At 70.1% G+C, this 12967-nt stretch carries 2 protein-coding genes; both read left to right on the top strand.

Annotated features, from left to right (window positions below; translation table 11 throughout):
- Positions 1 to 2413: 2413 nt before the first annotated feature.
- Complete coding sequence (locus ACFQ9Z_RS35850; protein WP_383030020.1) at positions 2414 to 10786, top strand: toprim domain-containing protein; 8373 nt, start codon at positions 2414 to 2416, stop codon at positions 10784 to 10786.
- A gap of 13 nt (positions 10787 to 10799) precedes the next feature.
- Positions 10800 to 12941, top strand: coding sequence for a hypothetical protein (locus tag ACFQ9Z_RS35845; protein ID WP_383030018.1), 2142 nt, complete (start codon positions 10800 to 10802; stop codon positions 12939 to 12941).
- The last annotated feature ends 26 nt before the right edge of the window (positions 12942 to 12967 follow it).

Here is a 12967-nt window from a genome sequence, read left to right as displayed (position 1 = left end):
CGCCGGGCACGGACCGCCTGGGGGGATCTGCCGCCAATCTTCTAAGCCACTCCTCCCCCCAGGCGGGAGACCCGCCGGCACACGGCGACCGTGCACGGGGCTGATCCGTAGCGTCGAAAGGCACTTGATCTGCCCAGGGAATGCAGGCGGCCTGGCCGCCACCCGTGATCACCAACGAGGTGACGAGTTGGCCACCGCTCCTGACGAGTTCCCGCTCCCACCCCGCAACTCTGACCACACCTGGGGGGAGGAGGACGCGGCGTCAGCGCTCGACGCCGTAGCCGCAGGGTGGGCGAGTGAGGAAGACGCCCCCCGGGCATTGGGACCCGATGGGGGCTGGGCATCAGAGGACGAGCCCCCGTCAGGTCTGATGCTTGCCGACGCGGCGGCCGGCTGGTCCGCGGCTGACGACAATCCCCGCGCCCGCGGACCCGAGCGGGTAGCCGGGCAGGCGGAGGGTCCAGCCGTCACCCCCCATACGGACGGCGCGTGGGGGGAGGGGGACGCTCCGTCGGGGCTCGACGCCCTTCCCGTTGGATGGGCGAGCGAAGCGGATGCGACCCGTGTCCTTGGAGCTTCCGCAGGGGAGCGTGCTTCCGCCGCTGCCCCTGCCTCGGCCCGGGCCCAGGATTCTCCATCCGGGTTGGCGGCTCCAGTCCCGATGGGGTGGTCGGCGGCAGACGGCGGTCCGCGGGTCCTCGCACCTCGAAGCGACGATGGGCGAATGGACGGCCCAGCCGTCACCGCCGGCCCGGACCGCGCCTGGGCAGTGGCGGATGCGCCGTCGGCGCTCGCTGCCGCACCCACCGGGTGGTCGAGCGACGACGACGCACCGCGCGCCCTGGCACCCGATGTGGGTTGGGCGTCGAAGGAGGCGCTGCCGTCTGGGCTGGAGCTCCCTGACCTCGCGGCAGGTTGGTCCGCAGGGGACAACGTCCCCCGCGTTCTTGCACCTGACCAGCGTGCTGAGGACGCAGGCAGTGTGGCCGTCGCGTCCAGCGCGGACGAGGCATGGGGGGAGGAGGCGCCATCGGCACTCGACGGTGTAACCCAAGGACGGGCGAGTGATGAGGACGTCCTTGCGGTGGCTGACTCGGATCGGGCATCGGGGGAGGAGCCGTCGTCTGGACTGGCACTTCCCGAGGCGGTTGCTGGTTGGTCCGCGGCGGACGACGTTCCGCGCGTCCTCGCCCCCGGACAGAATGCAGGGCGGGCGGTCGGTCCAGCCATCACCAACAGCATGGACGGCGCGTGGGGTCAGGACGAGGCACCGTCGGCACTCGACGGTGTCGCCCAAGGACAGGCGAGCAGCGAGGACGACACGCGCCCCTTGGCACCAGACTCGCGCTGGACACCGGAGGAAGAACCCTCTTCAGGCCTGACGCTTCCCAAATCCGTGGCGGCCTGGTCCGCGACAGACGATGTCCCTCGCGTACTCGCGTCCGGGCCGGACGCCGTGGCGGCAGACGACTCCGCCGTCCGTACGAGGGCGGACGGGGCGTGGGGAGACGAGGACGCCCCCTCGGCTCTTGGCCCTGTGGCCGACGGGTGGGCAAGCCACCAGGACGCCCCACGCGTCCTGGACACCTCCGCGACGGAGCCAGTCACCCCGACTGAGCTGGGTCCTGGTTGGATGGCGGAGGAGGAGCCACCGTCGGGGTTGGTGCTTCCTGGCCCGGCTGCGGATTGGTCCGCGGCGGACGACGTGCCTCGTGTTCTCGCATCCGCACAGGACGACGGCACAACAGACGGCCACGCCGCCATGTACAGCACAGGTAACGCGTGGGATGAAGACGACGCACCCTCGGCTCTGAGTACTGTGGCCGAGGGATGGGCGAGCAACGAGGATGTGCCGCGCGCGTTGGACCCGTCCCTGGCGGAGCCGGAATCCACGCACGTGACCGGTTCCGGATGGGCGGAGGAGGAGGAACCGCCGTCAGGGCTGGCTACCCCCGCATCAGCCCCGGGATGGTCCGCAGACGACGACGCGCCTCGCGTCCTCGCACCCACACACAGGCCTCCGGACCGGTCCGGACGCCCCAGCCCTCGAGGCCAGGACAGGCCACTTGGTACCCCCGCTACAGCCGAGGCGAACGGGCGTGCCGCCACGGGGACTCCCCGCACTGCGGGGCGTAGCCCCCGCAGTGCCGGCAGCCAGCGTGCGGACGCCGACGCACGCGGTGACCCAGACACACCCACCCGCCCCACCACGCCCGGCACTGCCGGCGACAACACCCCTGCCGGCAATATCTCCGAAAGTCACCCAGCATCGAGCGGCGAGACGAATTTCGCCTCAGATAAGGAGCTGGACGAGCAGGGCACCGCGCCGAAGAAGCAAGCCGACGCCCAGCAGACGCAGCACACCACCCCCGTGTCCACGGGCTCTGGCCAGGGGAGCGACACGCCCGCATCTGTGAGCGAGCAGCCAGGTGAGCTCGACCGACAAGGTCACCTCGCCGCCCTCATGGACGTAGCCGACCAGGCCTTCCAGTACGCGGACGAGGCGGCCAACGGAGCGCAGCGAGCCGCGGCACAGTCCTCGCCCCGGAACGAGGAGCGTTTGGAGGCGGTCATGCACGCCGCCCATGCCCACTACCTCCATGCTGAACGTCATCACGGCATGGCGAGGAAGGCGCACGCCGACGGTCTGAGGACGCGACTGGAGCACCACGCGTCCGAGGTAATCAGCGCAGCGGCAGAAACCCAGCGGGCGGCGGGTGTCGTCACGACCGCCGATGCCCTGAAGGAGGTCCTCGACGGACTCAAGCCTGCTGCCGAGCGGGCCCGGCAGGAGGCGGCACGTGAGCAACTGCAGGCGGAGCTCGAAAGGCTGAAAGCGGAGCGTGACAGGGAACTGACCGCCGTGACACGCATGGACGCGGCCAACCGTGAGCTGCTGCAAGGCGCTCAGTGGCGTGCCGAGAGTGCGGTGCCCGCACTGGGCTGGTGGCCGGCACTCGCCGCGGACCTGGCCCACGCACACCAGGGGCGCCTGTGGCTGGACGAGACCGGCGCCCCGCGTCTGGTGAAGGAAATCGCTGACGGGCGCGTCGTGGCGGGACGGAAGGTAAACGCTGATCGGGTCGCGATGCTGCGCGCGGCCGGGTTCCTCGTGACCGGCAGCGATGGGCAGACCTCGACCCTCTTGCATCCCTCGGACATGGGGCGAGAAGCGTTGTACCTCGCAACGCTGTACCCGGAGGGGCTGCACGCGGATGAGCGCGCCGCCTATGAGGCGCGGTACAAGGCGTCGCGCCAGCCGGGGATGAACAACGAGGAGCGTAAGTCGGCGGCTCGGCGGCTGCCGCCGTTGGACCGTCACGCGATGCGGGCATCCCGTGTGAAGCCGGTGCTGCTGGAGGAAAGCCAGATCCCCCGGATCAGCGCGGAGGATGCCGCCCGGCACGCTGACATGGCGCAGTTGGCGCAGCGGCTTTGGCGCTGGGCGGCGATGAGCCGTGGTGAGCGGTCCGACGTCACCCCCACCCCGGGCCCAGATGGTGCCGTCGCGGAAGAGGTGGCCTTTGAGGCGGGGCAGGACGTCGGCGGTGGCGACGAGCGTGCGGCTGACGTGCCCTCGGGCGAACTGTCGTCGACACCAGAACAGAACGCCCCACAGCCAACCACGACCTCCTCCACGACGAGTCCCAGCGCGGCGTCCGACACCATCAACGACCCGCCCGCCGCCGAGGTCCGCACTCAAGGGCTCGGCGACGAACCGGTCGAGCCGGCAGGGTCGGCCGACGCCCCCTTCGGCCTGGCCGAGGCATCCTCGGCGTCCTGGGACGATCACGAGGCTCCTGCGCAGCTCGTAGAGCCGCCCGGGCCGCAAGGGGATCCTGCTACCAACACACTCCACCCCAGCGTCCAGGAACAAACCCAGCTGTTCTCCGTGCAGACGCCAGCTCCGACGCCGCCCCAGGACGGCACGGCAACGGACGTGGCCGCCAGTGCGCCGGAGGAAGCGCTCCCGCGCTACTCCCAGGCGCGACAGCAGATCCTCGACGAGATCGCGCGCGGCAACATCACGGAAGTCGGCGGCCGGTTCATGCAGCGGGTCCCACGGCGCTCGGTCCACCCAGTCGGCTCCCCGCAGCGCATCAACGCCGTGCTGGATGAGGAGTTGGCCGAGCGCGTAGGTGAGCAGATCCGGCTTTCCGAACGCGGATTCGCCTGGTACGCCCATCACAACCGGGACCTGCCGGCCGCGCCCCGAGACGTCGAGACCGTTGAACAGGCACCACTCCCGCCGATCGACTACGCGCCCCTGCACGCCCTTCCCGCACTCGAAGAGAGCGTTGAAGCCCCGCAGCCACCGGCCCCGGCGCCCCTGTCCGACGACTGGTACAAGAGTGGAGGGCGCCCCAGCGGGGAGAGTGCCCGGGGCGCCTACGCCATGGGCGCTAAGGCCGCTGAACGAGCTGCACGGTCGGCTGCGCGCGACGTCGCAGCCCTGGCGGCAGGCCCCGACCACAGCAGCACCTGGACACATCAGTATCCGCTGGCCCAGTACGACGAGAACGCCGCCGCGGCGCTGGAGTCCCTGACCGATCCCGTCACCCGCCTGTACGCGGCCCGCGCCGTTCGGAACCTACGCGGCGCACTGGAGGAGGCGGGCAAGGAGGCGACGGACCACTACGTGGCCAACGTCCGCAGTCCACAGTGGAAGACCATCGAGGGCTCGCAGTCGGATGACGTCCACCGGGACCGTGTACGCGGCATCGTCATTACCTACTGCCTCGCGGTCCGAGAGCACGCAACGGCCTACGGCCTGGACGCCGACGGAATCGTCAATGTGCTGGAAGACGCCGCAGGCTGGACGGGCCGGTTTCGCCCGTTGGGTAGAAAGGCGGTCGCCTACCCGGATCTCCCCGCGGCGGAGAACGTGGCAGAGGCCGCTCAGTACGTCACCAACGCCCTGCGGCTGTACGCGCTGGGCCGGAGCGACACGGTCGACACCGCGGCGGATCTCCGCGGGACCTGGCGCGCCGTCGAGCCCCGGCCGACTCCCGCTCCGCCCGCTGCCGCCGAAGAAGCCGACCCCCAGAGCGCTGACCTTGCCCCGGCCGGCAGTGAGGCGACGCCCGCCCCGGCCGCCGTCACGACTGGCCAGGACGGCCCGGCTGCTGTGCCGTCCGCCTCTGCGCAGGTGCAGGACGAGGTGCCGCGCGCACGTTCGACCACCGGGCCGCAGCCACCAGACACCGACCAGACGACCGGACAGGCGAGCCCGCCCATCAACGGTGCCGGGGCTGTGCCCGGGACAACCGTCCCGCCTGCGGCAGATGACAGCACACGCCCTCAGCAACCTGACCGCCGGGACTTGGACCAGGCCGAGCAGGATCCACCCGGGACAAGCGAGCAGGCCGAGAAAGCGCCCCAGCAGATGAGCGGAGAGGACGAGGGCTCCCTGGCCCCCCTCCCGGCAGCATCAGCCGCCCCGAGCACGACCGGAGGCCCCGCCTTGGCCAACCCGGCTGGGTCGCTTCCAACCTTCCCCGGACCAGAAGGGGGGCAGATCGAACCGATGGACGGAGTCGACGCCTCCGTCCACCCGGTCGAGGCTGCACCCCCTTCTGTCAGACCGGACCAGGAGCGCCAGGAGACTCATACCGACCTGCACTCATCCGCAGCGGAGGTCGCTGCCCCACCCGGCAACGACCGGCCGGACAACGCCGAACCGGCATCCGAGAACCGCCCACAATCCCGACCGGCCGCCGTACCTGAGGAGGGCCAAAACGGCGCTCGAGCAGCGCAATTGCCACTCGGGGCGGCTGCACCGTATCCCGACCCGGCTGCGTACACGGCAGCCCACGAGGCCCTGCTGAGAGACCTCGAAGAACACGAACAGTGGCTGGCGGGTACCCCGGCAGCAGCGGAAGCTGCAACCACCCTGGCTGCCACTGGCGACCTCGGCATACCCGGCCTTACCGCCTTGCTCGCGCTGCAGACCGCGATCAACGCGGGCCGAGATGAGGACGGTCAGCGCACGCACCTTGCACAGCGGCTGGGCCACCACATCCGCTGCGGGCAAATGACCATGGCGAAGATCTTCTTCGCTCGGGCCGCGCTCACGAGCAGCATCGACCTGCTGCGCAATCTGTACGGATGGGCCGGTGACGGGCAGTTCCTCGCCTTCGGACAGCAGACCGAGGACGGCGAGATGGAACTCGGCCAGTACCTCACGCTCCGCGCCCAGCAGATCGCCCAGCAAGCCGAATCTGGCGGCGTGCCGAACCCCGCCGAGCCGGTACCCAATGCGGCACAGGAGGCCACCACCATGGCTGTGGACCATAACGACGACATTGCGCTGCCCGTCTTCGAGGTGCCCGGCGACAGCATCATGTCCGCGGCCGAGGCCGCCCCCCGCCTGCTTGCCGAGGCACAAGCTCGCCTCGCCGCCGGTGACCCGAACATCTCGATACTCGCCCACCTCCACGGGCGTCCGGTCTACGCGAAGGTCGACCAGGCGGACACGCCCACGTCCGTGCTTCGCCTCGGGGTTACTGCCGTGAATGAAGCGGGGAACGCACGGGTGGTCTCCATCCGGGACCACGAGCTCGCCGCGGTCGCTCCGGAAACGCTGCTGACGGCTGTCACGGCATGGTTGAACGCAAGCGATGAGGGAGGTCGTCCTCTGCTGGACTACGTCTCCTCCGCGTCTGCGGCGAAGGCCACACCCCTGGATGAGGGGACCGCAAGCCCGGCCGAAGTGCAGCAGTCCGGCCATGCGACAGCTACCGCACCACTGCCGCCCGCACTGCAGAGCCTCACCGACTCCGCCCAGCCCCTAGCTTCCAGTGCACCGGAGACCGCGACCATGACGAAGTCCCTGGAGCAGACCACGCCTGCGCCGGTCGCCGCACCCCCGGCGGAGGAGACCCCCATGACCCCGGAGCCCGGCACCGTGTCAGAACAGGGAGCGTCGTCGGCCCAAACACGTGCCTCTGCGCCCGAGGGCAACACCGCCTCGCTTCCTGACGCAGGACCGCGACAGGAGCAGGCCGGACCCCGGCCTGGCGAGCCCTCCACCGCCGCGCTCACCGAACGACCCTTGCCTGCTCCGGCCGATCCCGTCGACCAGCTGACACAGCTTGCCCAGTCCACTCTGACCGAGCTCGGCTTCACGCTGGCGGCGACGGGTGTCGTCACCGCTGAGCGCACCGTCGTGATCACGTTGGAGACCAGCGGCGATGCGGTGCGCGATCGCGAGATCGCGGATCGACTCCGCCCCGCCCTCCATGAGGCGATACGCCAGCACCCGGATCAGGGCCTGGCTACCTATCGCGTCGACCTTGAGCACACATCCCACGTCGGCCAGAGCGCCCTGCCCAGCGCCGACGTGACGCAAGGGGCTGCCGTGCCACGTGAGCGGCTGCTCGCTGCGAATCGCGTGGCCGCGCAGGTCTTCACCGAGCGCCTCCGGGACGATCCGAACGCGGAGTTGTCTCGCACTTACTTGGCCGAGGAACGGCGGCTGCCCACCGAGGTGCAGCGAGAGTGGGGACTGGGGTACGCGCCCTCCGACCGCGGCGCCGGCCGCTGGGACGTTCTGGTCAGCGAGCTCACAGCCCGGGGGTTCAGCGAGGAAGAGCTCCTTCACGCAGGCCTCGCCACCCGCAGCAAGTACGGCACGCTCATCGACGCGTTCGCCGACCGGATCATGTTCCCGATCCACGACGAGAACGGGGGCATCGTCGGCTTCAGCGGGCGGCGCGTCGACCGGCCCGGCGAGACGGAGGAACAGGCCAAGGAGCGCGGGGGACCGAAGTACCTCAACACCTCCAACGACGCCCACCTATTCAACAAGGGCGATCTGGTCTTCGGTCTCCACCACCCCGCGCAGGCGCAGGCCTTGGCCCAGAGCAGCGGGCCCCGGGTCAGTGTCGAGGGCTACCTCGACGTGATCGCCGTCGCACGGGCGGCTGCCACCCTGCCGATCGAGCAGCGGCCCGTGGCCGGCGCCCCCATGGGCACCGCGTTCACCGAACGCCAGCTCACCGTCCTCAGAGGCCTCGACACCGACAACCCACGCCCCCACATCGCCTTCCTTGACGCGGACGAGAGCGGTCGCAAGGTACTGCTCGACAAGTTCGACCTGCTGGTGCAGGCCCCCCAGCCGACGACGGTGACCACCGCTCCGGATGCCAAGGACGCCGCGAAGCTGTGGGAGGAAGGCGTCGAGGCCAACGGCGACGGAGCGGCGCCCGTGCTGCGCGCGCTCGAACAGCGCCAGCCACTTCTCGACGCCGCGGTCGAAGCGGTCCTGCTGAAGAACGCGGACGACGGTGAGCGCGTCAACCACACATTCTCCGGCAACTTCTTCCCCCGCACACAGTTCCTGGCCGCCGAGGCCGCGCGCTACATCCACCAGACGGTGCAACTCCAAGCGCCCGGCGACACGACCGCGCTCCAGCAGGCCGCTTTGACTTGGGCGAAGCGGCTCCACCAGGAGTGGGGCATCCCCGGGTACATGACTGCCACGGCGGTGCTGCTCGGGCCGGGCCGCCACCACGAGGACGACGAGAACAAGGTCTACGAGCCGGCCGTGGACCTGCTAGCAGCGGACCCCGAGGGATATTTCGCGAACGACTCCCACGTCCGCAGGCGTCAATCCGCCTCCGAGGCACCCTCCTGGACCGCATCCGGCGCAGACGCAGGAGCTGTCCGGCCCGGGCAGTGGCCGGCCGGGACACGTTCCAGCGGCCCCCTGACAGCCACCAGCCCGCCGGTCAGCGGACCCGCCCCCGCGTCTGGGGAACTGGTGCTGAGCATGTTCTTGCCCTCACCGGTCGACCCCGACGGGCCGCCGGTGGAGCACACCGACCGCACCACCGCAGCGTACGCCCTGCACACGGCCGTGCACGAACGCCTCGGCCAGCACACCACCGAGAGCCCCGAGCCCGACCGCCTTCCTCAACCCCTGAAACTGGGAACCGTCTACGGTATCGACCTCAGCACCTCAGGAGACGACCAGACCAGCGAGGACCCCACCGTCGTGGTGTGGCTGGGCACCGCACGGTCCGACTCACTCCGCATGTCCTACAGCCGCTTCGTCGAAATGACCGGCCCGGAACTGCTTGCCGCCGTCGAATGGCGCGCCGCCCAGGCCGCCGGACTACTCGGCGCTCCCCTGAGCCCGACCTGGCGTGCAGCGGTGCGCAGCATCCTCCCGCTGCAGTTCCCCGCCCAGCCGACCCCTAGCCAGCTCGCCGACCTCCTCGACACCATCGCCCAGGGCCCCGACGGAACCGAGAACCGGATCCGGCACCGCGCCGAGCAGGCGGTGGCCCTGTACACCGCAGGGCACCCGGACCTCGCTCTCAACGTCCTCGCCGACGACGACCACATCTGGGTCCTTCGCAACGACGACGGCTCCTGGATCCAGGAAGAAGCCGTCGACCCCGAGCTGAGCTGGCAAAAACTCGAAACAGCGTTCGCCCAGGAGAGGGCCGAACTCGCGGACATTGCCCAGGCCGCCACCGAACTTCCGCCCGCCGACGAGGCGCCAATGGTGGCCGATCTGAGCATTGCCCACCACAGCGCTCTCGAAGCGCTCGCCGCGCTCCGCCCCTACTCCATCGGACTGCCCGGCACCCTCTACGAGAAGATCACCGACCTCGTGGCCCAGATGGACGCCGGCGAGCCCGCCATACGCCGACTGCACGGACCGCGTGGCGAGCAACTGATGAACCGGGCCAAGACGTCGTTCGTCCGCGTCCTCGAAGGCCTGGCCACCGTCGCCTCCAAACTCCGGCTCAGCGGCCTGCGTAACCGGCTGGAACGTACCGTGGCCCGCCTCCGCGGCCAGACCCCGGACACCTTGCCCACCCCGCGCGCCGTGCGACTCGACCGGCGCATGCAGGATCTCGCGCACATCGAGCGCGACCTCGAGCGACGCATGGCGTCACCCGCCACCACGCTCGACGAACGCGGTGAACTGCAGGAACAGTGGATCATCAACCGGGCCCGCTGGCGCGCCCGCTACGAACAACTGCAGGGCCAGCCCCCGGGGTCGGACTTCCTGCCCGATAATGGTCTGATCGCAGGCGCCCCGCCCGTCCCGAACCTCATCGCCGCACACGGCCTCCTGCTGGACCGGCTGGCCGCTCGCGTCGCTGAACTGCGCGATACCGACCAGCACACCGGCGAAGACGCCAACCCCTACGATCCCACCGCCGACCTCCTCACCGGTGTGTTCTGGGCCTACCGGCAGCGCCTGATCGGCTCCGTGCCCACCGGGCAGGACCCGCACGGACCCATTCCGCCAGCCCAGTTGCGGCAGGCCGCGCTGACGGTCACCGCTCACCAGAACGCCTCGCCCCTCACGCTGCGGCGCAGCATGAACGTCAGCGCCGAGCGAGCCGACCGGCTCCTGCACCGCCTGGAGCAGCAGCAGATCCTTGGCCCCTACCGGGCCGATGCACCGCGGACCGTCCTGGCACGTCCCGCCGACATCGACGCGCTGCTCGCACGGCCGGCGGCCCCACCCAGCATGCGTACAGAGCCTGCCTCACCGGCGTCCGCACCGACCGCCACGAAGGGCCCCGCACCGGTCACGGCGGACTCCGCGGTAGACGGCGTCAGCGAACTCGACGCTGATCGGATCCAACAGATCCTCAGCAAGATCGCGGCCGACCAGAAGAAGCGCAGCGGGCCCCATGGTGGGTCCGAACCGGCAGACCGCGCGTCCGCCGTCCCCGCTCGAAAGACCGCGCACAAAGAAGCCGAAGCCAATGCCCTTGCCACCGGTCAGTCCACCGCGCTCACCCCCAGCCAGTCCTGACGCCGGAGACGTGATGACAACGCCACAACATCCACAGCCCGTACCCGCGACAACCATTCGAGAACTGGAAGCCGACCTCTCTCCGCAGGAGCTGGATCTTCTACTCGAACGCCGCGCCCGGCTGGAGAACCTCCAGCAGGGCATGCGACGCGCGAGCGCTCTCAACGACCCCGACGCGCTCCCGCCGGCAGGCCCACGCGACCTCAGAGGCCTCGACACGGTGATGGACACGGTCTTCGAAAATCAGGCCTATTACTACAGCCAGCCCGGTTTTGTGGCCCTTGTCCAGGTTTATCGCCGTGTCAGCGAACTCCTCGAGAACCTCGTCGCACAGATTGAACGCGCACCCCAAATGGCGATCCAGGCCGCGCGCATCACCACTTTGGCCTCAAGCCTGATCGCCAGGTACGCGGCCGAAGTACGCAGCCATCTGGACAGCTGGAGTCAGGGAGATACGCCTGGCGGACGCGCTATGCGCACCCTCGTTCGGGCCGCCGAGCTGCACGCGGCCCAAGCGGCCGGCTTGGTCGACGCGCAAGACCTGGGCACCCCCCGTCGCCTTATGGCCCACATCCGCGAACTCGACAGGGCGATCCAAAAGACGGTGCCCGTCCCCGGGCCCATGGACGGCAAGGCCTTGAGCGACCCGGGCGACGCGGAGCTGGAAGGCGCGCTGTCCATCGGCGCGGCCGCCGACCCCGCACTGGACGAGGCCTCGCAGCTGATGACCGCCCTGAGTGAGCTGGCCGGCCACGCCCGCCGCGCCGGACACCGCCTCACCCTGGACGTGCGCCTGCACGGCATGGTGGAGACCGCCCAGCTCCGCGGCTTCGAGATGATCTCCGGGATGGCACGGGCCGCCATGGGCCGCTACGACAACCTGGACCGGAGCGCCTCAGGGCGCCGCAACATCGCCGCGATGATCTACCACTACGCCGAGCAGCGCCTGGAACGCATGCGCGGCACTCTCAGTGCGGACGAGTCTCGCGACTTCGGCCACTACGAGACCGACCCTCCTGAGCGGTACATGGATGCGCTCTTCGAGGAGTCACGCACCGTCGGCCGAGAGCTGCGCGCGAAGCACATCACTCGTCAGGAACGCACAGACCTGCAGATTCGCTTCCTCCTCGCCCAGCACGAGATCGCTGCTGCCGGAGCGGACGGTGACCCAGGATGGGGCACTCGGCCCACCTTTCCGCCTAGCGACATGGTGGCTGGCCTGCAGACCGACCACCCGGTGGAAGCCCGACTCGACCTCATCGATGCCCTGCGACGCCGTGTGGAGAACAACCCGTTCCACCGCGACGCTCACTACCTCAACAGTGTCAAGGACCGCCTCGCACTGGAGCTCGCGGGACCGCCAGAGCTGACTGCCGAGGCCTTGCAGGCGGACCTCACCGCCGACCACGTCCGCTCCGTGGCCGAGCGTCTCGTCACCCACCGCTCTGACAACCTGGTTGCCTCGCCGCTCGCGCTGAGCGAGACCCCAGAGTTGCACCTCACCCATGCGCAGGCAGAGCGCGCCCTGGCCGTGCTTCAGACCCTCAACGTGGTCGGGCCACCCAACGGGCTCCAGCCGCGCGAAATCCTCGTCGCCTCCCGCAACCAGCTCTCCAGCCGCCTGGAACTGGTCGACCTACGCCTGCCGAACCTGCTCGAAAGGCAGAAGGGTTCAGCGGTTGTTTCCGAGCCCTCGGCACCCGAGGCCCCGGTCCCGGCCGTGCAGCCGGAAGCCGTCCCGGAGCCAGGAGCCGCCGCTCGCGCCCCGGTGCCCGCCCCACCTGAGCACGCGCAGACACCGACCGCACCCGCGCCCTCCGCACCCGCCGAGCCGGCCACGACGCCGGAACTGCCGCGCCGGGACCGCTCCGCCACGCGCCCCCATCCAGGCAACCTGACCGCCCGGCCCGCCCCCCAGGGGGATGCCCCGAGCGACCAGGACCTCGCAAAGCTGTTCGCAGGTCAGGAGAACCGGCTTCTGGAAGTGAGCCAGACGCTGATGGCCGGAGCGGAAGCCCGCGCCGCCCTGGCGGAAGCCCACGCCGCCGCCTATCCCGCACCCCCCGACAGCGCGCCGGCCAAGGCCGCCGGCTTGAACGAGGCACAGCACAACGCCCAGCAGGCTCAGCAGAATGCCCGCGTCGGCGTGCGGTGACCAGCGACCCATAAGAAAGGACTTGC

It is taken from the genome of Streptomyces sp. NPDC056580, assembly GCF_042793175.1.
GTDB lineage: Bacteria > Actinomycetota > Actinomycetes > Streptomycetales > Streptomycetaceae > Streptomyces.
The sequence above is the reverse complement of the archived record's forward strand: the minus strand, read 5'-3'. Positions and strand labels throughout refer to the sequence as shown.